This window comes from Methylobacterium sp. J-092 (genome assembly GCF_022829325.1).
Classification (GTDB): Bacteria; Pseudomonadota; Alphaproteobacteria; order Rhizobiales; family Beijerinckiaceae; genus Methylobacterium.
The window spans coordinates 99,740-121,315 of the sequence record NZ_JAKSXU010000144.1 but is presented as its reverse complement, the minus strand read 5'-3'; the positions used below and the strand labels follow the sequence as shown (position 1 = coordinate 121,315).

Genomic DNA, 21,576 nt, shown 5'->3' with positions numbered 1-21,576 from the left:
CTGCGCGCCCGAATGGGTGATCTCGTCCACCGTCGCCGCCGTCTCCTGCACCGCCGCGAACTGCTCCTCCACCGAGGCCGCCTGCTCCTGCGCCGAGGCGCGGATCTCGGCCGCCGCCGCGTTCAGGTCCGACGTCGCCGCACGGTTCGTCCGGGCCAAGTCCGCAAGCCCCGAGACCATCCCGTTCAGCGCACGGGACAGCCGGCCGATCTCGTCGCCGCCGCGAACCTGCAGCGTCTGGGACAGGTCGCCGCCGCCGACCGTCTCGGCGAACGCCATCACGCTCTCCAGCGGCCGCACCACCGCACGGCTGATCAGGATCGTGACGAGGATCGCCAGGAGGACGCTGGCGAGCAGCGTCAGCAGGATCGAGAGCCGCGAGCGCTCGTGGATCGCGCCGATCCCGCGCTGGCCCACGGCGATGCTCTCGTCGAGGGCGACGCGGGTGCGCTCGACGGCGGCGATGGTGGCCTCGTAGGCGCGGCCGATCTCGGCGTTGCGGGCCTCGACGCCGGTGACGTCGCCGCCGACCGCGGCCACGAGCTGCGCCTCGCTCGCATCCCGGTACGGACGATAGATCGCGACGGCCTGCCTCAGGACGCCGTGCAGGCGGTCCCAGGCCGTCGTCCGATCCACCGAGAGGGCGCGGGCGCGGTAGGCGTCGGCCTCGCGGATCAGGTCGTCGAAGAGCGCGTCGGTCGATGCGGCCGTGCGACGCCAGGTGGTGAGGACGTCCTCGTCGCGCATGGGCTGCCCTTGCGCCTTCATCAGCGTGGCGATCACCGCGTTGCGGCGCAGGATGCCGAGGTCGCGCGTCTGGTTGCCGAGGATGTCGAGCTGGCGCAGCACCGCGAGGTCGCGGGCGACGATGGTGTCGGTGGCGTCGCGGACCGAGCCGATCTGGCCGATCGCGTAGAGGCCGAGGGCGATCAGCACCACCGTCACGGCCGTGAAGCCGAGGAGGATCCGTTTTCCGATCGAGATCGACAAGGCGGCTGATGCTCCGGGTCGGGCGGCGTCGTGGATCGCGCGCGTCTCGCGCCTCAAGGCAGGGTGCGCCGCAGCAGCTGCGGCAGGTCGATGACGACGAAGTCGCCGAGACCGGACGGGCCGGGATCGGCCGCGGCATAGCGCGAAACCGCTTCGCCGCCGAATCCGCCCTCCGCCGCGGCGGCCTCGGCGAGGTGGGCGAGCCCCAGCACGCGGTCGACGGCAAGCGCGGTCGGCGTCGCGGCCGTGCGAAGGACGACGAGGTGGCCGCCTTCGACGCGGTCCGCGCCCGGGCGGCCGAGCGCGCGGGCGAGGCCGACGACGCTGACGATCCGTCCGGACAGGGCGACGAGGCCGAGGATCGCGGGCGGCGCGCCCGGCACGGGCGTGCATGATCGCATGGGCACCACCCGCGCGACGTCGGCGAGGGGCAGGCCGAAGCGCTCCGGGCCGCAGGCGCAGACGAGATGGGCCTCGACCGGCGCGGCCTCGCGCGCCGTCGCCCCGCGCCGGGCGAGGGCGGCCGTGCGGTCCGCGCGCAGCGCCGCCTCGCGCCCGTGCCGGCCGTCGCCCCGTTCCATCTGGCGATCCGCCGCGTTCACGCCGCCCCCGTTCCGATGCCGTCGCGGATCGCCGCCGCGCTCAGGGCGATCTCCCCGGCACGCGCCCCGTCGCCCTCGGGCAACGCCGCATCCGGCGGCAGCGCTTGGCTCAAGGCGACCGCATTGTCCAGCGCCCGGCGGGCGTCGGCGGTCCGTCCGAGGGCTCCGAGCAACAGGCCGAGATGGTAATGGGCCATCACGTAGCCGCGATCGAGATAGAGCGCGCCGCGGAAGGCCCGCTCGGCTTCGGCCTCGCGGCCGAACCCGAGCGCGAGCAGGCCCTCGTAGAGCCGAAGGGACGCATCGGTCGGCCGCGCGGCGAGCGCGTTCCGCAGGAGGCGCCACGCCGCGCCGGTGTCGCCGGAATCGGCCAGCATGCGGATCGTGCGCGCCACGTCCTCCGCCGTCTCGTCGACGACGGCCGGACCGCTCGCCGCCGGCACCGGACGGATCGCTTCGGCGACGGCGTCTCCGGCAGGCACCGCGAGCAGCGCCTCGTGAGCCGGACCGGGTTCGATGGGAGTGGCGGCGGGCGGACGCTCGAGCCCGGCCGGCTCGGCAGGATCGGGAGGCGCGGGCAGGGACGCCGATTCGAGCGGACGGCGATAGGCGACCGTGCCGGGGAGGTTCACCGCATCGAGCCAGCCTGCGAAGGCCGGATGGGGCTCCGCATGGCCGATCAGCAGCCAGCCGCCGGGCCGCAGGCGCCGGCCCAGCGCCCGCACGATCGCGGCGACGGTCTCGGCGCTGAAGTAGATCAGCACGTTGCGGCAGAGAATGAGATCGAACCCGTCGAAGCCCTCGGCCGCCGTCCCGTCGACGAGGCTCATCAGGTTCTGGCGCTCGAAGCGCACCATGCGGCGAAACTCCGGCCGCAGGGCGTAGCCGCCCTCGCGGGCCGCCCCGGGGCTCGCCGGGATGCGATGGAAGTGGCGCAAGCGCTCCTCGACCGGCAGCGTCCGCAGCGCCCAGCGGCCGTACTCGGCCGCCCGGGCGGTGGCGAGGGCGGCGACGCTGATGTCGGTGCCGACGATCGCGACGCGCCAGTCCGCCAGGGCCGGGCCGAGCAGCTGGTGCAGCAGGATCGCCACCGAGTAGGGCTCGGCCCCCGTCGAGCAGCCGGCGCTCCAGACCCGGAGGCTGCGCTCGGCCGCGCGCCCGGCGATCAGGCCGGGTAGGATGGTCTCGCGCAACGCGGTGAACTGCTCGGCGTAGCGGAAGAAGAAGGTCTCGCCGATGGTGATCTCGGCCTCGAGCGCGGCCCATTCGCCGGCGCCCGCGTTCAGGCGCGCGTCGTAGGCCGCGGCATCGGCGACGTTGCAGGCCTTGAACCGCCGCCGCAGGCGGTCGAACAGCAGGTCGTCCTTGTCGGCGTAGTAGTGATGGCCGGTGCGCGCGATGATCCGCGCCTTGAGGGCCGCGTAGCCCGGATCGTCGTGGGGGCTCGGACCGGGCGGCCGACGCATGGGGTCCCGCGCCTTCCGCTCAGGCGGCCGGCAGCGCGGCGAGGCGCGCCTTCGCCGCCCGCGTCAGGTGGCCGACCCGGGCGCGCTCCTCGGCGCTGAGCAGGCGCGCCGGGTCGAGGGCGTGGATCAGCCGGTCGCCCCGGGCGATCTCGGCGGAGACGCAGCCGTTGAGGCTCGCGCCCGCGGCGACGGGCCGGATCGCGGCGGCCTCGACGGCGACGAGGTCGGTCACCCGGTCGACGAGCCAGGCCGCGGCGGCGTCCGGCGTCAGGATCAGGTGGGCGTAGGGGCCCGGGTCGTGCGCGCCCTCGCGCAGGCCGAGAAGGCGCGCGAGGTCGACCACCGGAACCGGCTCTCCGCCGAGGTTGAGGAACCCCGCGAGCCAGCCGCCGCAGGCCGGCGGCCGGAACAGGTCCGGCAGCGGCAGCACCTCGCCGGCCGCGGATCGCGGCAGCGCGCACGGGGTGCCCGCGACGTCGAGGAGCAGGTAGCTGAGCGAGGCCGTCTCGGGCTGGGCCACCGGCGTTCCGTGCTCTCGCGCTCGTTGGGAGGGGGACGAGGATCGGTGATAGGCCGGGCGCCGATGCGGGGCAATCGCGCCGCGCGCCGTCGGGCCGGGCTGCGGCAAATGCTTCGCGGAGGCCGGATCCTTCGCGGCGGCCCGGCTCTCCGCCGGAATGCCGTTGACCATCGCCGAGGCCTTCGTTAAGACACCCGTCACTTTTCACGCGGAGCGCCATGCGGGCGGCCCGCGTTGGGCGAGAGATCGATCCCGATGACGACGATCCTTATCGTAGCGGAAGCGCCACCGACGGGGCGGCCCTGATCTCAGGGCCGCGATCCGGGCGGTGGCGCATGCAGGGTCCCTCGCGGGGCCCTTTTTTGTTGCCCGCGCCGATCGACGACATCGAGACGACGAAGACCAGCAAGGCGAGCAGGAGGAAGACGATGGGCGGCGAGGTCATGACCGGGGCCGAGATGGTCATCCGGGCGTTCCAGGATCAGGGTGTCGACACGCTGTTCGGGTATCCCGGCGGCGCGGTGCTGCCGATCTACGATGCGCTCTTTCACCAGGACGCGGTCAAGCACGTACTGGTCCGCCACGAGCAGGGCGCCGTGCACGCCGCCGAGGGCTATGCCCGCTCGTCGGGCAAGGTCGGCTGCGTGCTCGTCACCTCGGGTCCCGGCGCCACCAACATCGTCACCGGGTTGACCGACGCGCTGCTCGACTCGATCCCGCTCGTCTGCATCACGGGCCAGGTCCCGACGCACCTGATCGGCACCGACGCGTTCCAGGAATGCGACACGGTCGGCATCACGCGCCACTGCACCAAGCACAACTACCTGGTCAAATCGATCGACGACCTGCCGCGCATCCTGCACGAGGCCTTCTACGTCGCCTCTCACGGCCGCCCCGGCCCCGTCGTCGTCGACCTGCCGAAGGACATCCAGTTCGCGAGCGGGCTCTACGAGCGTCCCTCGGTCGACGGGCACAAGACCTACAAGCCGGCGGTGAAGGGCGATGCGGACAAGATCCGCGCCGCCGTCGAGCTGATGGCGCAGGCGCGCCGCCCGGTCTTCTACACCGGCGGCGGCGTGATCAATTCCGGCCCCGAGGCCTCGCGCCTGCTGCGCGAGCTCGTCGCCGAGACGGGCTATCCGGTCACCTCGACCCTGATGGGCCTGGGCGCCTTCCCGGCCTCCGACGACAGGTTCCTCGGGATGCTGGGGATGCACGGCACCTACGAGGCCAACCTCGCGATGCACGAGTGCGACGTGATGATTTGCGTCGGCGCGCGGTTCGACGACCGCATCACCGGCCGGCTCGACGCGTTCTCGCCGTTCTCGAAGAAGATCCACATCGACGTCGACGCCTCCTCGATTAACAAGGTGGTCAAGGTCGACGTCGGCATCGTCGGCGATTGCGGATCCGTGCTCGCCGACATGCTGGAGGCATGGCGCGCCCTGCCGTCGCAGCCCGAGAAGTCCAACCTCGACGGGTGGTTCGCCAAGATCCGCACCTGGCGGGCGCGCGAGTGCCTCGCCTACTGGCCCTCGGGCACGATCATCAAGCCGCAGCACGCGGTGCAGCGCCTCTACGAGGCGTGCAAGGACCGCGAGACCTACATCACCACCGAGGTCGGCCAGCACCAGATGTGGGCGGCGCAGTACTTCAAGTTCGAGGAGCCGAACCGCTGGATGACGTCGGGCGGCCTCGGCACCATGGGCTACGGCCTGCCCGCGGCCATCGGCACGCAGCTGGCCCATCCCAAGGGCCTGGTCATCGACATCGCGGGCGAAGCCTCGATCCTGATGAACATGCAGGAGCTCTCGACCGCGGTGCAGTACCGCCTGCCGGTCAAGATCTTCATCCTGAACAACGAGTACATGGGCATGGTGCGCCAGTGGCAGGAGCTGCTGCACGGCTCGCGCTACTCGCAGAGCTACTCGGAGAGCCTGCCGGACTTCGTCAAGCTAGCGGAGGCCTACGGCGCCAAGGGCATCCGCTGCGACAAGCCGGGCGACCTCGACGCGTCGATCGCCGCGATGCTCGACTACGACGGGCCGGTCGTGTTCGACTGCATCGTCGACAAGAAGGAGAACTGCTTCCCGATGATCCCGTCGGGCAAGGCGCACAACGAGATGCTGCTCTCCGACTATCTCGGCGAGACCGGCATGGAGATCGGCGACGTGATCTCCGAGGAAGGCAAGATGCTGGTGTAGCCTCTTGGTGGCAGCCCGACCCCGGGGTCGGGCTGCGGTCCGCCGCCTCGGCGGCGACGCGCAGCCGCGCTTGCCTCGCGCCAGGGGTGCGAGACCGCGGATCGAACGAACTGAACGACGAGGACGCGCCCCGCGATGAACGCCATGAACACCCACTACCCCGATGCCGGCCGGATCGAGGCCGTCAACCGGCACACCCTCGCCGTGATCGTCGACAACGAGCCGGGCGTGCTCGCGCGCATCTCCGGGATGTTCTCGGGGCGCGGCTACAACATCGAGAGCCTGACGGTGTCGGAGACGGAGGAGGCGCGCCACCTCTCGCGCATCACCATCGTCACCGCCGGCACCAACGCGGTGATCGATCAGATCAAGGCGCAGCTCGACCGCCTCGTGCCGGTGCACCGGGTCGTCGACCTGACCCTCCAGGGCAGCGCGCTTGAGCGCGAGCTCTGCCTGGTGAAGGTGGCGGGGCAGGGCGAGCATCGCGGCGAGGCGCTCCGGCTCGCCGCCGCCTTCGGCGCCAAGACGCTCGACGCGACGCTGACCTCCTTCGTGTTCGAGCTGACCGGCGCGACCGAGGAGATCGACCGCTTCATCCGCCTGATGACCGTGCTCGGCCTCGTCGAAATCTCCCGCACCGGCATCGCCGCGATGGGCCGCGGCGCCGACCCGATGTGACGGATTTCCGCCGACGGTGCTAAGGTGCCGTCGCGATGCCGGAGGGCTGGGGATGCGGGCACGGCTCGAACGAAAAGGGGACGACCTCGTCCTCGCGGTGTCGGAAGACGACGTGCGCGAACTCGGGTTGGTGGTCGGCCAGGATGTCGAGATCCATCCTGTCCGGGTCGCATCCGCTTCCGAGCCCGCGCGGCGCTTCGTGAACGGTTTCCCGATCTACACGATGGCCGAGATGGCCGCGGAGATGCGGCGGCTCGGACCCGACTTCGAGCCTCCGACCGTCGATTGGGGGCCGGATGTCGGCTCCGAGATCATCGATGACGACGATCCCCGCTGAACGCATCCTCCGCCCCGGCGACTTGATCCTCGTCGACCTCGATCCTGTCCTTGGGACCGAGCAGCGCGGGCGACGTCCGGCCCTGATCGTTTCGACCCTCGAGATGAACACGCTGACCCGGCGGATCATCATCTGCCCGATCACACGGAACCTCGATCCCTGGCCGACGAAAGTTCTCCTGCCCGACGGCGTCGGCGCGGCGGGGGCGATCCTCGTCGATCAGGCTCGCTCGATCGATCGAAAGGCCCGAACGCTCCGGTCCCTCGGAGCCGTTCCCGCCCCCATCCTGCAGGAAGTCCGCTCGAAGCTGGCCGCTCTCATCGGCGTGCACATCAGCGATGCGGCGGAGACAAGCGCGCGCCCATGACCACCCTCTACTACGCCCCCGGCGCCTGCTCGCTCGCCGCGCACATCGCGCTGGAGGAGGCGGGCGCGCCCTACGACACCGTGCGCCTCGACCTCGCCGCCGGCGACCAGCGCGCGCCGGAATACCTCGCGATCAACGAGCGCGGCCGGGTGCCGGCCCTGGTCGCGGGCGACTGGGTCCTCACCGAGAATTCGGCCATCCTGCGCCACGTCGCCCGCGCACACCCGGAGGCGAAGCTCTGGCCCGAGGATCCGCGGGCGCAGGCCGTCGCCGACGAGTGGCTGTGCTGGCTCTCGATCAACCATCACCCGGCCTACGCCCATATCCGCCGGCCGGAGCGCTACAGCGACGACGAGGCGGCGCTGCCCGGCATCCGCGCCAAGGCGGCCGACACGTTCGGCGACCTCTGCACGATGACCGAGGTCCGGCTCTCGAACGGCGGCTGGGCTGTGCAGGATCGCTACAGCGTGGTCGACGCCTACCTGATGGTCTTCTGGGTCTGGGCCCGCGGCCCGACGCTGCGGTTCGACATGCCGGCGCGGTTCCCGTCCTGGACCGCCCATGCCCGCGCGATGGCCGAGCGGCCGGCCGTGCAGGCGGTCTTCGCCCGCGAGGGCCTGCCGCTTCCCGCCTGACGCGCGCCTGCGACTGGACGCCTTGCGGCCGGCGACGAAACACCCTATCAGGCGAACCGTACGGTACGGTACGGCTCGGCACCCGATGGCAGCAGGCTCGGCGATCCACGACGCGACCCCCTCGGTCCGCCAGCAGGCCGTGCTCGATGCGGTCCTGGACCTGATGGTGGAGGAGGGCGACCAGCTCACCATGGATGCGGTCGCGCGCCGGGCGAGCTGCTCGAAGGAGACGCTGTACAAGTGGTTCCGGGACCGCGACGGCCTGCTGACCGCGACGGTGCAATGGCAGGCCTCGCGCGTGCGTACCGGGCAGTACGAGGCTCGCGCGCTCGACGTCGCCGCCCTGAGCGAGAGTCTTCGCGATTTCGCGACGACCTGGCTCGGCGTGATCTCGAGCCGGGCCTCGATCGCCCTGAACCGCATCGCCATCGGCGACGCCGCGTCTCGGAAGAGCAACCTCGGCAGCATCGTGCTCGCCAACGGGCGCTTCGCGATCGGCGACCGCCTGAAGCCGGTGCTGGAGGCCGGCCGCGCGGCGGGGCTTCTCGCTTTCGACGACAGCGAGACCGCCTTCCGGACCTTCTTCGGCCTCGTCGGCCGCGACGTGCAGATCAGACTTCTGCTCGGCGATGCGATCGTCTTCGACGCCGCCGAGATCAGACGCGACGCCGCCCGGGCGGTGGAGCAGTTCCTGGCCCTCTACGGCCAGCCCAAGCGCTAACCACACCCCTTCACCAGAGAGGACCAAAACCATGCGGGTTTACTACGATCGCGACGCCGACCTGAACCTGATCAAGGGCAAGAAGGTCGTCATCGTCGGCTACGGCAGCCAGGGCCATGCCCACGCGCTCAACCTGCGCGATTCCGGCGTGAAGGACATCGCCATCGCGCTGCGCGAGGGCTCGGCCACCGCCAAGAAGGCGGAAGGCCAGGGCTTCAAGGTGATGTCGGTCGCCGAGGCCGCCAAGTGGGCCGACGTCGTGATGATGCTCACCCCCGACGAGCTGCAGGGCGACATCTACAAGGAGTCGCTGGAGCCGAACATGAAGCAGGGCGCCGCCCTCCTGTTCGCCCACGGCCTCAACGTGCACTTCAACCTGATCGAGCCGCGTCCCGACCTCGACGTGCTGATGGTCGCCCCGAAGGGCCCCGGCCACACGGTCCGCGGCGAGTACCTCAAAGGCGGCGGCGTGCCGACCCTGATCGCCATCGCCCAGGACGCCTCGGGCAACGCCCACGACCTCGGCCTGTCCTACGCCTCGGCCAACGGCGGAGGACGTGCCGGCATCATCGAGACCACCTTCAAGGAAGAGTGCGAGACGGATCTCTTCGGCGAGCAGGCCGTGCTGTGCGGCGGCCTCGTCGAGCTGATCAAGGCCGGCTTCGAGACCCTGGTCGAGGCGGGCTACGCCCCCGAGATGGCCTATTTCGAGTGCCTGCACGAGGTGAAGCTCATCGTCGACCTCATCTACGAGGGCGGCATCGCCAACATGAACTACTCGATCTCGAACACCGCCGAGTACGGCGAGTACGTCACCGGCCCGCGCATCGTCACGTCCGAGACCAAGGCCGAGATGAAGCGCGTCCTGGACGACATCCAGTCGGGCATCTTCACCCGCAACTGGATGCTAGAGAACAAGGTCGGCCAGACCTCGTTCAAGGCCACCCGCGCCAAGCTCGCCCGTCACCCGATCGAGGAGGTCGGCGCCAAGCTCCGCGGGATGATGCCGTGGATCTCCGAGAAGGCGCTGGTCGACAAGACCAAGAACTGATTCTTTTCGGACCTTCGGTCGCGCCGTTCCCGACGACCGTCGACGAGGAAGGCCGGCCCCGTGGAAGCGGGGCCGGCCTTTTTCATGCGCCGGCCAAACGCGGCAATTGCCCGCGCGGACGTTTGAGGGGACAGTGCCGCCGCGAAATTCCGGGACAACTCGGCGACGCAAGGATCGCGGAGGCTCGGCCGGCTCAGGAGGAAACCATGGCCTCGCTCTATTCGGACGCGCACCGTGCGCTCCAGCAGGAATTCAAGACCACCAAGCTCGCCGACCGCCTCGACACCCAATGGGTGCACGAGACGATCCAGGACGACGAGGCGGCCTTCATCGGCTCGCGCGACATGTTCTTCCTGTCGACCGTCGATCCCGACGGCATGCCGACCGTCTCGTACAAGGGCGGCAGCCCCGGCTTCGTGAAGGTGCTGGACGACCACACCCTGGTGTTCCCCGGCTTCGACGGCAACGGGATGTTCTATTCGATGGGCAACATCGAGGGGCAGGCCAAGGTCGGGCTGCTCTTCATCGACTTCGAGACGCCGCACCGCATCCGCGTTCAGGGCACCGCCACGCTGCTGCGCGACGACCCGCTGATGGCGCGCTACACCGAGGCCAAGTACCTCGTGCGCGTCGACGTGTTGAAGATCTGGGTCAACTGCCCGCGCTACATCCACAAGTACGAGAAGGTCGCGCAGAACAAGTACGTCCCGACCCCCGGCAGGGAGACGCCGCTGGCCGCGTGGAAGCGCCTCGACCTCGCCGGCGACGTGATCTCCGACGCGGACAAGGCCCGCGTCGCCAAGGAAGGCCGCCTGGAGGTTCCGGAATACCAGGCGCTGGTCGCCCGCGGCGAGGCTTAGGCCTCAGGCGCCGAGCCGGCGCGCGAGGTCGGCGAGGTCGGCGGCCGCGAAGGTCACCGGCACGCTCGGCGCCGTCTCGCCGCCGGCCGGCCCGTGCTCGCGCGGACGGGCGACGTGGGCGGTCGCCAGCCCGTGCTGCGCGGCCGCCGCGAGATCGCTCGAATGCGCCGCGACCATCAGGGTCTCGGAGGCCGCGAAGCCGAAAGCCGCGACGGCGTCGCGATAAAGGGTCGGCTTCGGCTTGTAGTCGCGGGAATAGCCTGCGCCGAGGATCGCATCGAACCCCAGCCCGTTGCGCCGCGCCAGGTCGACCATCAGCCGGACAGGCCCGTTCGAGACCGGCGCGAGCAGGTGGCCGATCCGCAGGCGGGCCAGCGCCTCCGGCACCTCCGGCCAGGCGTCGAGCCGGTGCCAGGCCTGGACGAGCTCGGCCCGGACGGCCTCGGGAACCCCGGCGATGCCGAAGGCGGCGAGCACCTCCGGCAGCGACTCGCCCTGCAGCGCGTCGAGGTCGACGTAGGCGCGGGCGCCCGACCGCACCGTCTCCATCGACGGCCCGTAGCGCGCCCGCCACGCATCGGCGAAGGCGCCGCCGTCGAGCGCCGCCGCGTAGGGCGCGAGCAGCCGCTCCGCCTCCCGCGCCACGCCCGAGCGCCAATCGACGAGCGTGCCGAAGACGTCGAAGACCAGCGCCCGGATCGCCATCACACGCTCCGCAGCCGGGTGCGGCGGACGAAGCCGACGATGTCCTTGACCGCGTCGAGGGTCGGCGCGGCGATCGCCTCGGCGCGCTCGGCGCCGTCGGCCAGCACCGCGTCGATGTGGGCGGTGTCGGCGGTCAGGCGCTTCATTTCGGTGGCGATCGGCGCCAGCGTCTCGACGGCGAGCTCGACCAGCGCGCTCTTGAAGGCGGAGAACTGCGCGCCGCCGTGATCGGCCAGCACCGCGTCGCGCGTCGTGCCCTTGAGCCCGGCGAAGATGCCGACGAGGTTGTCGGCCTCCGGCCGGCCGGCGAGGCCCGCGACCTCCGAGGGGAGGGCGTCCGGGTCGGTCTTGGCCCGGCGCACCTTGCTGGCGATCGCGTCGGCATCGTCGGTGAGGTTGATGCGCGAATTGTCCGAGGCATCGGACTTCGACATCTTCTTGGTGCCGTCGCGCAGGCTCATCACGCGGGCGGCAGGTCCCCCGATCAGCGGCTCGGTGATCGGGAAGAACCCGGCGCCCGCATCGTGCCCGTGCGCGGCGATCGAGCCGGCGAAGTCGGTGTTGAACTTCTGCGCGATGTCGCGGGTCAATTCGAGGTGCTGCTTCTGGTCCTCGCCCACCGGCACGTGCGTCGCGCGGTAGGCCAGGATGTCGGCCGCCATCAGCACGGGATAGTCGTACAGGCCGATCGAGGCCGCCTCGCGGTCCTTGCCGGCCTTGTCCTTGAACTGGGTCATCCGGTTGAGCCAGCCGAGCCGCGCGACGCAGTTGAACACCCAGGCGAGCTCGGCGTGCTGCGGCACCTGGCTCTGGTTGAATACGATCGAGCGCTTCGGATCGATGCCGGCGGCCAGGAAGGCGGCCGTGACCTCGCGGATCTGGCCTTTGAGCGCCTCCGGGTCCTGCCACAGGGTGATCGCGTGCAGGTCGACGACGCAGTACAGACACTGCGCCTCGCGCGCCTGCATCTCGACGAAGCGCTTGATCGCGCCGAGGTAGTTGCCGAGATGCAGGTTGCCCGTCGGCTGCACGCCCGAGAACACCAGTTCCTTGAACGCGGCCATCGGCGCGGTCCCTCGAATGCCGGGCCGAGGCGATCTCGCGTCCCTGGAAGGCCGGGTTTCTGGCACCCGGGGGACGAACCGGTCAAGGCGAGGGCTGCTAGGGCTCGCGATAGGCGCCTTGCGCGCTCGGGCAGAGGTCGAGCAGCACGCAGCGGCCGCAGGCGGGCTTGCGGTGGTGGCAGACCTGCTGGCCGTGCAGCATCAGGATCTCGTGGTTGTCGTAGAGGTCCTGCGCCGACCAGTCGGCCGGAAGCTGCGCCCGCAGGATCGGATGCGAGGGGCCGACATCCACCTTCGCGCCGATCAGCCCGAGGCGCTGGGCGACGCGGTGGTGGTGGCTGTCCACCGGCAGCGCCGCCATGCGCAGCACCGAGAACGACAGCACCGCCGCGCTGGTCTTCGGCCCGACCCCGGGGATCGCCTCGAGCCAGGTGCGCGCCGCCTCGACCGGCATGTCGGCCAGGAAGGCGAGGGACAGGCTGCCGTGGCGCGCCTCGACCGCCCGGAGCACGGCCTGGATGCGCGGCGCCTTCAGCTCCGGCCAGGTCACGCCGCGGATGGTGTCCTCGATCGCCTCCACCGGCGCGGCGAGCATGTCCGCCCAGTCGGGATAGCGGGCGCGCAGCGCCTTGAACGCGCGGCCCGAATCGGCGTTGCGGGTGCGGTGCGAGAGCAGCGACGACACCAGCTCCGAGAGCGGGTCGAGGCTGTGGAAATACGGGATCGGGCAGCCGTAGACCGGGCACAGCCTGCGGTGAATCTCGAGCGCCTTCGCCGCGAGGTCGGCGGGCGCGTCCTCCGGGACCGCGGCGGTGGGGCGCGGCGGACGTTCGGCGGCGAAGAGGTCGTGGCGGTTCGCGCTGGGCATGAGGGCGGAATCCGCGAGGATTCCCGCCGGTTCCACCCGCGCGACGTCGCAGGTCCACCGCGTCGGCGCGTCGACGTTACCGCGTCAGCGCGTAGATGTTCACGTCGAGCTTGTCGTCGGCCTTGTCGTTGAGGTCGGTGACGTACTCCTCGATGAAGCGGTCCTGGACGACGATGTCCTTGGCGTCGAGGTAGGTCGTCAGGGTCTCGTAGGTGCCGTCGATGTCGTCGTAGGAGCCCTTGTGCGGGAAGCGCAGGGCCTTGCCGGAGGGCGTCGTGCCGAAGTGCAGGCCGTCGGCGGCGCTCGGCGCGGGCTCGGGGGCGGAGGCCACCGGGATCATCGCCTCGTAGACGAAGCCGTCGTCGTCGGTGCGGGTGAAGACCGCGAGCGGGCGCCCGGTCGCGGCGATGCCGGCCTTGGCGAGGTCCGCCTCGATCTTGGCGAAGGCCTCCTTCAGGCTCGGCACAGCCTCCTCCCACTTCGCCTTGCCGGACAGGATCGCGGCGGGCTTGGCCGGCAGCGTCACCGCGTCGACGTCGTCGGCGTTGGCCGGGGTCTCCACCAGGGTCTTCCGCCCGGAGGCCTGAGCCGGGGACGGTGCCTGCGCCTGAGGCGGTGCCGGGGGCGGCGCCGGCGCGGGAGCGGGCGCCGACGGCAGGGTCGGCGACGTGATCGCCTTCTCGGGCGCGGGCGCGGACGACTTGTTCGGATCGGCGGGCGGGTTCGGCGCGGTCGTGGTCGGGAGCGGGTCCGTCACCGCGGGCGAGGGCGCCGTCGAGGCCGGCGGCGGGGGCTGCTCGGCCAGGACCGGCAAGGCCAGGACGGGAAGGACGGCGGCGCCGAGAAGGCCGGCGGCGAGCGTGAGGCGAGGGCGGGTCAAGGCAGCGCTCCGGCAAAGGCATCGAGGCGACGACCGAAGGCCGCCGCGGACCGAATCGGCACGGTCCCGTCACGCCCGAACGTAGTGACGAACACCGGTCTTCGCGAGGCCGTCGATGCAGGTTCCGAAGCGCGGCGTGCGGGCGCGGCGGATCTGCCACGCTCCGGCGCGCGCGGAGCCGCCCCTCGCGTCGGACGCCGGCCTTGCCATATACGGGGCCTCGACGACGGGCCGTTCGGAGCCCCGACCCCGCATCCCGCGACGACGCAGCTCGAACCACCATGGCCGCATGAGCGCACTCGCCCACAGACGCTTCCTGAAGATGCACGGCGCCGGCAACGCGATCGTGGTGCTGGACCTGCGCGGCAGCGGCGTCCGCGTCGCCGCCGCCGAGGCGCGCGCCATCGCGGCCGACCCGTCCTCGAGCTTCGACCAGCTGATGGTGCTGCACGATCCGCGAAGCCGCGGCACCGACGCGTTCATGCGGATTTACAACACCGACGGCTCGGAATCGGGCGCCTGCGGCAACGGCACCCGCTGCGTCGCCTACGCGATGCTCGACGACCCGGCCATGGCGCGCCCCGTCGAGACCGGGCGGCTGGTCCTGGAGACCGATGCCGGCCGCGTGGAGGTGAAGCGCGTCGCCGAGCGCTCCTTCACCGTCGACATGGGCCGCCCCCGGCTCGCCTGGAACGAGATCCCGCTGCGCGACCCCTTTCCCGACACGCGGCGGATCGAGCTGCAGATCGGGCCGATCGACGACCCGATCCTGCATTCGCCGGGCGCGGTGAACATGGGCAACCCGCACGCGGTGTTCTTCACCGACCGCGACCCGGACACGTTCGACCTCGGGCAGATCGGCCCGATGCTGGAGAACCACCCGATCTTCCCCGAGCGCGCCAACATCTCGATCGCGCAGGTCCGGGGGCGGGAAGCGATCAAGCTCCGGGTCTGGGAGCGCGGCGCCGGGCTGACGCTCGCCTGCGGGACGGCCGCCTGCGCCGCCGTGGTCGCCGCCTCGCGCCTGCGGATGATCGGCCGGCAGGCCACCGTGAGCCTGCCCGGCGGCGAGCTGTTCGTGGAGTGGCGCGCCGACGACCACGTGCTGATGACCGGCCCGGTCTGCCTCGTCGCCGAAGGCCGCTTCGCCCCCGAATTGTTCGCGCAGGACGCCGCCTGATGGCGGTCGAGACGCTGACCTTCGGCTGCCGGCTGAACACCGTCGAGGCCGAGGTGATGCGCGGCCATGCCGAGGCGGCATCGCGCGACCGCGACCTCGTCGTGGTCAACACCTGCGCCGTCACGACGGAAGCCGGGCGGCAGGCGCGCAAGGCGATCCGCCGCCTGCACCGCGAGCGGCCGGGCGCCGAGATCTTCGTCACCGGCTGCGGCGCGCAGATCGAGACCGCGGCCTACGCCGCGATGCCCGAGGTCGCCCGCCTCGTCGGCAACGGCGACAAGCTCTCCCCCGCCGCATGGGGGCCGGACCCCGACCGTCCGCGCGATGCCGTGGGCGACGTGTTCGCCGCCCGCCACGCCACGCCGACGCGGATCGCGGGCGTGGCCGGGCACACCCGCGCCTTCGTCCCCGTGCAGAACGGCTGCGACCATCGCTGCACCTTCTGCGTCATCCCGTTCGGGCGCGGGCACTCGCGCTCGGTGGCGCCCGCGGCGGTGATCGATCAGGTGGCGCGCATCGTCGCCCATGGCGGCCGCGAGGTCGTGCTCACCGGCGTCGACCTCACCGCCTACGGCCGCGACCTCGCCGGCGCGTCCGAAAGCCTCGGCACGTTGGTGCTGGCGATCCTCGCCGCGGTGCCGGACCTCGCGCGCCTGCGCCTGTCCTCGATCGACTCGATCGAGGCCGACGACGCCCTGATGCGCGCGCTCGCCGACGAGCCCCGGCTGATGCCGCACCTGCACCTGTCGCTGCAGGCCGGCGACGACCTCGTGCTGAAGCGGATGAAGCGGCGCCATGAGCGGTCCGACGCGATCCGCTTCTGCCGGGAGGTGCGGCGGTTGCGGCCGGACGCGGTGTTCGGCGCCGACCTGATCGCCGGCTTCCCGACCGAGACCGAGGACCAGTTCGCCCGCTCCCTCGAGCTCGTCGCGGAATGCGGCCTGACGCATCTCCACGTCTTCCCGTATTCGCCCCGGCCGGGCACCCCGGCCGCGCGGATGCCGCCCGTGGCCCCCGAGATCGTCCGGGGGCGCGCCGCCCGCCTGCGCGCGGCGGGCGCGGCGGCCCTCGTCCGCCACCTCGACGGCGAGGTCGGGCACTCGCACCGGGTGCTGGCCGAGCGCGGCGGCATCGGCCGCACGGAAGGCTTCACGCCGGTGCGGCTCACGGCGGAGCCGGGCACGATCCGGACGGTAGCGATCCTGGGCCACGACGGCCGGGCGCTGCTCGCCGCCTGATCGCAGGCCGTCGGCTGCGCACCCCGCCCGCTCAGGCGGTCCAGCCGCAGGCGAGGAGCCCGCTCCGCATGTGCTCCGGCGCCGGCGCCTCGGCGACGACCGGCGGCTTCTTCGGGTAGAGCGGCAGGGCGAGCTGCCGGGCATGGAGCTGCAGGCCGGGTCCGCCGTGGCGCGGCGCGGTGCCGTAGATCGGGTCCCCGACGATCGGAAACCCCGATGCGGCGCAGTGGACGCGAAGCTGATGGGTGCGGCCGGTGACCGGCACGAGCTCGAGCCAGGCCTGGCTCCCGGACCGGCCGAGCACGCGCCAATGCGTCAGCGACGGATCGCCGGCGGGATCCGCCTTCATCCACCACGAGCGCGGATCGCTCGAGCGCCGGGCGAGCGGCAGGTCGACGCTGCCGGTCTCCTCCGTCGGGCCGCCCTCGACCAAGGCCCAGTACGCCTTCCGGGCCCGCCCGTCGGCGAACAGCTTGTTCAGGCGGGCGAGCGCCTGCGCGTGGCGCCCGAGCGCGAGGCAGCCGGAGGTGTCGCGGTCGAGCCGGTGCGCGGCCTCCGGGCGCCGCGGCAGGCCGAAGCGCAGCCCGTCGAGGTGGTCGGTCAGGGTCTCGCCGCCCTTCGGCCCCGGATGCACCGGCAAACCCGCAGGCTTGTCGATGACGAGGACCAGGGCATCGCGGTAGAGCAGGCGCGCGCCTATGTCAGGGTGGATAGCGGCGGGCGACGACATGCCTCCCGGCTAACGGTGCCGGGGCGCGGGAGCAAGGACGACATGAGTCAAGACGAGAAGCCGGGCTGGTTCGGCCGCCTGTTCGGGCGCAAGGGCGCGACCGAAGCCCCCGAGCCGCCGGCGGACTCGCCCGCCTCGCCGGCGGAGGGCCAGCCGGACTTCGCCACCGGCGCCGACGACGTGGCGCACGTGCCGTTGCCGCCGGCCGAGCCGTCGCCGGTCGACCCCGACCGCAACGCGGTGCCCGACGCGACCGAGGGCGCCGACCTGCAACCGATCGAGGGCGAGCCCGAGACGCCGCCGGCGGGCACCGCGGGCGACGACCCGGCCCACGGCGCGGGGCCGGCCGACGCCACCACCGTCGCCCGGGAACCGGCGACCGGGACCGAGACCGAGACCGGTGCGGCGGCCAGCGCGCCCGACATCCAGCCGGTCGACGTCGCCGCCTCCCTCGCCCATGACGCCGTCAACGACGCGGCGCCGGCCGAGGCGGAGCCGGAGAAGCGCGGCTGGTGGACCCGGCTGACCTCGGGCATGAAGCGGACCTCCTCGGCCCTGTCCGACCGCGTCACCGGGTTGTTCACCAAGCGCAAGCTCGACGCCAACACCTTGGAGGACCTGGAGGACGCGCTGATCCAGGCCGATTTCGGCGTCGAGACCGCGACGCGGATCTCGGAGGCCGTCGGCAAGGGCCGCTACGAGAAGGGCATCTCCCCCGACGAGGTCCGGGCGATCCTGGCGACCGAGGTCGAGCGCGCGCTGGAGCCGGTGGCCAAGCCCCTGGTGATCGACGCCGCCAAGAAGCCGTTCGTGGTCCTGATGATCGGCGTGAACGGCGCCGGCAAGACCACGACGCTGGGCAAGCTTTCCCTCAGCCTCAAGGCGGAAGGGCGCTCGGTGATGCTGGCGGCGGGCGACACCTTCCGCGCGGCCGCGATCGAGCAGCTCAAGGTCTGGGGTGCGCGCACCGGCACGCCGGTGGTGAGCGGGGCGCAGGGCGCGGACGCGGCGGGCCTGGCCTTCGACGCCCTGAAGCGCGCCAAGGCCGAGGGCACCGACGTGCTCCTGATCGACACCGCCGGCCGGCTCCAGAACAAGGCCGGCCTGATGGCGGAGCTCGAGAAGATCATCCGCGTGCTGCGCAAGAGCGACCCGGAAGCGCCGCACGCCACGCTGCTGGTGCTCGACGCCACCGTCGGCCAGAACGCGCTGTCGCAGGTCGAGCTGTTCTCCAAGGCCGCGCCGGTCTCGGGCCTGGTGATGACCAAGCTCGACGGCACCGCGCGCGGCGGCATCCTGATCGCGCTCGCCGCGAAGTTCGGCCTACCGGTCCACTTCATCGGCGTCGGCGAGGGCGTCGACGACCTGGAGCCGTTCGCGGCACGGGACTTCGCGCGGGCGATCGCGGGGTTGGAGAAGGGCTGAGGCCGATCGCCTCCGGTAGACCTCACCATTCCCCGTCGATAGAGACGCCCTGACGTGACGGACCGTTCGGGGACGTGACGGACCGCTCGGATTCACTGGCCAGACGCATGCAGATCGAATCCGTCCCCCCGCACCGCCACCTGCCGCCGGCCCTGAAGCTCGCCCTGGAGATGGGGCCGCTGGTGATCTTCTTCCTCGGCAACGCCTATGCCGAGCGCTTCGGCGTCGCCGCCGATCAGAAGCTGTTCGTGGCGACCGGGGTGTTCATCGCGGCGACGGTGCTGGCGCTCGCCGTGCACTTCGCCCTGGTGCGCCGGCTGCCGATCATGCCGATGGTCTCGGGCGTGGTGGTGGTCGTGTTCGGCGGGTTGACCCTCTATCTGCAGGACAAGACGTTCATCATGGTGAAGCCCACCATCGTGAACACCCTGTTCGGCCTGGTGCTGCTCGGCGGGCTCGCCTTCGGCAAGTCCCTGCTCTCGGTGGTGCTCGACTCGGTGTTCTCGCTCACCGAGGAGGGATGGCGGAAGCTGACCTTCCGCTGGGGCCTGTTCTTCCTCGCGCTGGCACTGATCAACGAGGTGGTGTGGCGGACCCAAAGCGAGGATTTCTGGGTGAACTTCAAGGTCTTCGGCATCATGCCGCTGACCGTGGTGTTCGCGCTGGCCCAGACGCCCCTGCTCGCCCGCTACGAGCGCAAGAAGACCGACGCGTGAATCGGGCGCAAGCCGAACCGGCGCCGCCGGCTCGGCGGACGGCCCGCCCGGGCCGGTGCGGACCGTCCCTTCCTACTTCGCGGCCACCTTCCCGGCCGCCCGGATCTTGGCGATCACGTCCGCGAGGTTCTCTGGCGTGACGATGCCGACGAGCTTGTCGCGGATCACGCCGTCCGGGCCGATGATGAAGGTCTCGGGCACGCCGTAGACCCCGAAATCGATGCCGACGCGGCCGGTTTCGTCGTGGCCCACCGCCTGGAACGGGACGCCGTTCTTGGCGAGGAAGCGGCGCCCGTTCTCGGCCGCGTCCTTGTAGTCGATCCCGACGAGCCGGATGCCGGGCTCGCGCGCCAGCCGCATCAGCATCGGATGCTCGACCTGGCACGGCGCGCACCACGAGGCCCAGACGTTGAGCACCGTGACGCCGCCCTTCAGGTCGGCGCTCGACAGGCCCGGCACCGGCTTGCCGTCCGCGGTCAGGCCGGGCACCGCCGGGAGCGCGAAGCTCGGCACCGGCTTGCCGATCAGCGCGGAGGGGAGGGCGGCCGGATCGACGCCGGAGCGCAGGCGCAGGAAGAACACGCCGGCCAGCACCGCGAAGGCCAGCACCGGGACGACGACGAGGAGCGAGCGGCGGACCGGCTCCGGAGGGGCCTCGACGCTCACCGGCGATCCTCCGGCTGGAGCTGGGCCAGCGCCCGCCTCTGGGCCCGCCGGTCGCGGATCGCGTTGAGGACGAGGGCCGCCATCACCAGGGCGGTGAACGCGTAGGAGGCGAGGATGAAGCCGCCGTGGCTGCCGAGGTCGAAGGTCATGGGTTCAGGCGATCCGGATCGGTTTCATGCGTGGGCCGCCCGCTCGAGGGCGGCGACGTCCAGCTTGATCATGCCCTGCATGGCCGAGAAGACCCGGGCCGACACGGCGGGGTCCGGGTCGGCCAGGAGGCGGGGAAGCACCTCCGGCACGACCTGCCAGGGAATGCCCCAGCGGTCGCGGAGCCAGCCGCACATGATCGCGGAGCCGCCGTCGGCGGTCAGGCCCGCCCAGAGCCGGTCGACCTCGGCCTGATCGGCGCAGGAGACGGAGATCGACGCCGCCGTGCCGTACTCGACCGGCGTGCCGCCGTTCAGCGCCTGGAAGCTCTGGCCGCCGAGGGTGAACGCGACGAGGATCACGTCGCCCGCGGCGCCGCCCGGCCACGCGCTCGGCGCGCGCTGGATGTGATCGATGCGGGAATCGGGCACGAGCCCGACATAGCGGCGCACCGCCGCCTCCGCATCGGTGCCGAACCAGAGGCAGGTTCTCACCGTCTTCATGGGCCGCGTCTCCTTCCGGGATGCGGGGCGCGCCGCACGCGGACGCGTCTCGCGATCAGACGGCCTGGCCGAGCGGCAGGTCGCGCCCGGCGTCCGAGGTCGTCACGGTCGACCCGGCATCGAGGCGCTCGGCCTCGCGGATCGTCAGGGTCCGCACGCGTCGGCGCATGATCTCGGTCCGCATGGCATAGAGGTGCAGGGTGGTGCCGCCGAGGGTGGCGGCGCCGATCATCACCAGCAGCGGGTAGAGCATCGACGGGTCGATGGTCGAGCCGCCCATGCGCAGGATCGAGGCCGGCTGGTGCAGGGTCGACCACCAGTTCACCGAGAACTTGATGATCGGCAGGTTGATCGCGCCGACGAGCGTCAGGATCGCGACGGAGCGGGCGGCCCGGTTCGGGTCCTCCATCGTCCGCCACAGGGCGATGATGCCGCAGTAGATCAGGAACAGGATCAGCATCGAGGTGAGCCGCGCGTCCCAGACCCAGTAGGTGCCCCACATCGGCTTGCCCCAGAGCGAGCCGGTGACGAGGCAGATCAGGGTGAAGGCCGCCCCGATCGGCGCGGCGGCGCGCTGCGCCACGTCGGCGAGCGGATGGCGCCAGACCAGGGTGCCGACCGCCGACAGGCTCATCGACGCGTAGAAGAACACCCCGAGCCAGGCCGCCGGCACGTGGATGAACATGATCCGCACGGTCTCGCCCTGCTGGTAGTCGGGCGGGGCGACGAACCAGGACAGGTAGAGCCCGAGCGCGAGGATCGCGGTCGAGATCGCGGCGAGCCACGGCACCAGCGTGCCGGACCAGCGCATGAAGTGACTCGGGTTGGACAGGCGCGTCCACAGGGGCGTCGACATGGGCGATGTCTTAGCCCGGGGTGCGGTGCAGCGGCAATGCGCACGTCTGGCGCAGCCTCGCTGGGCGCGGGCACCGGCGGCATGAGCCCTCGACGTGCGCAGGCGTCGATGTCGCCGCGTGCGCCGTCCGGTGAGCCCGGTCGGCCGACGCGGCGGAAGATCGATCA

25 protein-coding genes are annotated in these 21,576 nt (G+C 71.7%); 12 read left to right on the top strand and 13 right to left on the bottom strand.

The window, feature by feature from the left end; translation table 11 throughout:
* The 4 genes from MKK60_RS18580 to MKK60_RS18565 all read right to left on the bottom strand — a co-directional run.
* Positions 1-990: HAMP domain-containing protein (locus tag MKK60_RS18580; RefSeq protein ID WP_243988117.1), on the bottom strand; the 990-nt coding region annotated here is incomplete at its 3' end.
* A 53-nt stretch (positions 991-1,043) separates the two neighbouring features.
* Positions 1,044-1,571, bottom strand: a complete 528-nt coding sequence (locus MKK60_RS18575; RefSeq protein WP_243988116.1) for a chemotaxis protein CheW — start codon at positions 1,569-1,571, stop codon at positions 1,044-1,046.
* Between the two features lie 17 nt (positions 1,572-1,588).
* Complete coding sequence (locus tag MKK60_RS18570; protein WP_243988115.1) at positions 1,589-3,058, bottom strand: CheR family methyltransferase; 1,470 nt, start codon at positions 3,056-3,058, stop codon at positions 1,589-1,591.
* A gap of 19 nt (positions 3,059-3,077) precedes the next feature.
* Positions 3,078-3,578 carry a chemotaxis protein CheW gene (locus MKK60_RS18565; RefSeq protein ID WP_243988114.1) on the bottom strand — a complete coding sequence of 167 codons (501 nt, stop codon included), beginning with the start codon at positions 3,576-3,578 and terminating at the stop codon, positions 3,078-3,080.
* Positions 3,579-4,006: 428 nt separating this feature from the next.
* Between MKK60_RS18565 and MKK60_RS18560 the strand changes: the two genes are divergently transcribed.
* From MKK60_RS18560 to MKK60_RS18525, 8 genes are all read left to right on the top strand, one after another.
* Positions 4,007-5,782, top strand: a complete 1,776-nt coding sequence (locus tag MKK60_RS18560) for an acetolactate synthase 3 large subunit (RefSeq protein WP_243937598.1) — start codon at positions 4,007-4,009, stop codon at positions 5,780-5,782.
* A gap of 135 nt (positions 5,783-5,917) precedes the next feature.
* The gene (gene ilvN / locus MKK60_RS18555) at positions 5,918-6,460 is read left to right on the top strand and encodes an acetolactate synthase small subunit (protein ID WP_147727992.1); all 543 of its coding nucleotides are present in this window, start codon (positions 5,918-5,920) and stop codon (positions 6,458-6,460) included.
* Between the two features lie 52 nt (positions 6,461-6,512).
* Entirely contained in the window at positions 6,513-6,797 is a 285-nt protein-coding gene (locus tag MKK60_RS18550) for a MazF family transcriptional regulator (RefSeq protein WP_147727991.1), read from the top strand.
* Between the two features lie 22 nt (positions 6,798-6,819).
* Positions 6,820-7,164, top strand: coding sequence for a type II toxin-antitoxin system PemK/MazF family toxin (locus tag MKK60_RS18545; protein ID WP_243988113.1), 345 nt, complete (start codon positions 6,820-6,822; stop codon positions 7,162-7,164).
* Positions 7,161-7,799 (top strand): glutathione S-transferase family protein, encoded by a 639-nt coding sequence (locus MKK60_RS18540; protein ID WP_243988112.1) that lies wholly within the window; start codon positions 7,161-7,163, stop codon positions 7,797-7,799. The genes MKK60_RS18545 and MKK60_RS18540 overlap by 4 nt, the downstream gene beginning before the upstream one ends.
* A gap of 85 nt (positions 7,800-7,884) precedes the next feature.
* The gene (locus MKK60_RS18535; RefSeq protein ID WP_243988111.1) at positions 7,885-8,520 is read left to right on the top strand and encodes a TetR/AcrR family transcriptional regulator C-terminal domain-containing protein; all 636 of its coding nucleotides are present in this window, start codon (positions 7,885-7,887) and stop codon (positions 8,518-8,520) included.
* A 31-nt stretch (positions 8,521-8,551) separates the two neighbouring features.
* The gene (gene ilvC / locus MKK60_RS18530) at positions 8,552-9,571 is read left to right on the top strand and encodes a ketol-acid reductoisomerase (protein WP_147727987.1); all 1,020 of its coding nucleotides are present in this window, start codon (positions 8,552-8,554) and stop codon (positions 9,569-9,571) included.
* Positions 9,572-9,777: 206 nt separating this feature from the next.
* Positions 9,778-10,431 (top strand): pyridoxamine 5'-phosphate oxidase family protein, encoded by a 654-nt coding sequence (locus MKK60_RS18525; RefSeq protein WP_147843874.1) that lies wholly within the window; start codon positions 9,778-9,780, stop codon positions 10,429-10,431.
* Between the two features lie 3 nt (positions 10,432-10,434).
* Here MKK60_RS18525 and MKK60_RS18520 read toward each other — a convergent pair whose 3' ends face one another.
* The 4 genes from MKK60_RS18520 to MKK60_RS18505 all read right to left on the bottom strand — a co-directional run bounded on the left by MKK60_RS18520 (position 10,435) and on the right by MKK60_RS18505 (position 13,948).
* The gene (locus MKK60_RS18520; protein WP_243988110.1) at positions 10,435-11,136 is read right to left on the bottom strand and encodes a haloacid dehalogenase type II; all 702 of its coding nucleotides are present in this window, start codon (positions 11,134-11,136) and stop codon (positions 10,435-10,437) included.
* Positions 11,136-12,200, bottom strand: coding sequence for a tryptophan--tRNA ligase (trpS, locus tag MKK60_RS18515; RefSeq protein ID WP_243988109.1), 1,065 nt, complete (start codon positions 12,198-12,200; stop codon positions 11,136-11,138). Before trpS ends, MKK60_RS18520 begins: the two co-directional genes overlap by 1 nt.
* 97 nt (positions 12,201-12,297) lie before the next feature.
* Positions 12,298-13,068: an endonuclease III domain-containing protein gene (nth, locus tag MKK60_RS18510; protein ID WP_243988108.1), complete on the bottom strand. Its 771-nt coding sequence runs from the start codon at positions 13,066-13,068 to the stop codon at positions 12,298-12,300.
* A gap of 76 nt (positions 13,069-13,144) precedes the next feature.
* Positions 13,145-13,948, bottom strand: a complete 804-nt coding sequence (locus MKK60_RS18505; RefSeq protein WP_147844140.1) for a GyrI-like domain-containing protein — start codon at positions 13,946-13,948, stop codon at positions 13,145-13,147.
* A 289-nt stretch (positions 13,949-14,237) separates the two neighbouring features.
* Here MKK60_RS18505 and dapF point away from each other — a divergent pair, with 289 nt between their 5' ends.
* A complete protein-coding gene (gene dapF, locus MKK60_RS18500; protein ID WP_147844141.1) occupies positions 14,238-15,128 on the top strand; it encodes a diaminopimelate epimerase in 891 nt (296 codons plus the stop codon).
* Entirely contained in the window at positions 15,128-16,366 is a 1,239-nt protein-coding gene (gene mtaB / locus MKK60_RS18495; RefSeq protein ID WP_243988107.1) for a tRNA (N(6)-L-threonylcarbamoyladenosine(37)-C(2))-methylthiotransferase MtaB, read from the top strand. The genes dapF and mtaB overlap by 1 nt, the downstream gene beginning before the upstream one ends.
* Positions 16,367-16,397: 31 nt before the next feature.
* Here mtaB and MKK60_RS18490 read toward each other — a convergent pair whose 3' ends face one another.
* Positions 16,398-17,096 (bottom strand): RluA family pseudouridine synthase, encoded by a 699-nt coding sequence (locus MKK60_RS18490; RefSeq protein WP_147844766.1) that lies wholly within the window; start codon positions 17,094-17,096, stop codon positions 16,398-16,400.
* Between the two features lie 42 nt (positions 17,097-17,138).
* Between MKK60_RS18490 and ftsY the strand changes: the two genes are divergently transcribed.
* Both ftsY and MKK60_RS18480 read left to right on the top strand, forming a co-directional pair.
* On the top strand, positions 17,139-18,521 hold the full coding sequence (ftsY, locus tag MKK60_RS18485; protein ID WP_243934906.1) for a signal recognition particle-docking protein FtsY: 1,383 nt from the start codon (positions 17,139-17,141) through the stop codon (positions 18,519-18,521).
* Between the two features lie 107 nt (positions 18,522-18,628).
* On the top strand, positions 18,629-19,237 hold the full coding sequence (locus MKK60_RS18480) for a septation protein A (protein WP_147728612.1): 609 nt from the start codon (positions 18,629-18,631) through the stop codon (positions 19,235-19,237).
* Positions 19,238-19,309: 72 nt separating this feature from the next.
* Here MKK60_RS18480 and MKK60_RS18475 read toward each other — a convergent pair whose 3' ends face one another.
* Genes MKK60_RS18475 through MKK60_RS18460 form a run of 4 tightly spaced genes read right to left on the bottom strand, consistent with a single transcriptional unit; the run spans position 19,310 to position 21,409 of the window.
* Positions 19,310-19,903, bottom strand: coding sequence for a DsbE family thiol:disulfide interchange protein (locus MKK60_RS18475; RefSeq protein WP_147728613.1), 594 nt, complete (start codon positions 19,901-19,903; stop codon positions 19,310-19,312).
* Positions 19,900-20,052: a heme exporter protein CcmD gene (ccmD, locus tag MKK60_RS18470; protein WP_147728614.1), complete on the bottom strand. Its 153-nt coding sequence runs from the start codon at positions 20,050-20,052 to the stop codon at positions 19,900-19,902. Before ccmD ends, MKK60_RS18475 begins: the two co-directional genes overlap by 4 nt.
* A gap of 24 nt (positions 20,053-20,076) precedes the next feature.
* Positions 20,077-20,553, bottom strand: coding sequence for a VOC family protein (locus MKK60_RS18465; protein WP_243988098.1), 477 nt, complete (start codon positions 20,551-20,553; stop codon positions 20,077-20,079).
* Positions 20,554-20,608: 55 nt separating this feature from the next.
* A complete protein-coding gene (locus tag MKK60_RS18460) occupies positions 20,609-21,409 on the bottom strand; it encodes a heme ABC transporter permease (RefSeq protein ID WP_147842502.1) in 801 nt (266 codons plus the stop codon).
* Positions 21,410-21,576: the final 167 nt, after the last annotated feature.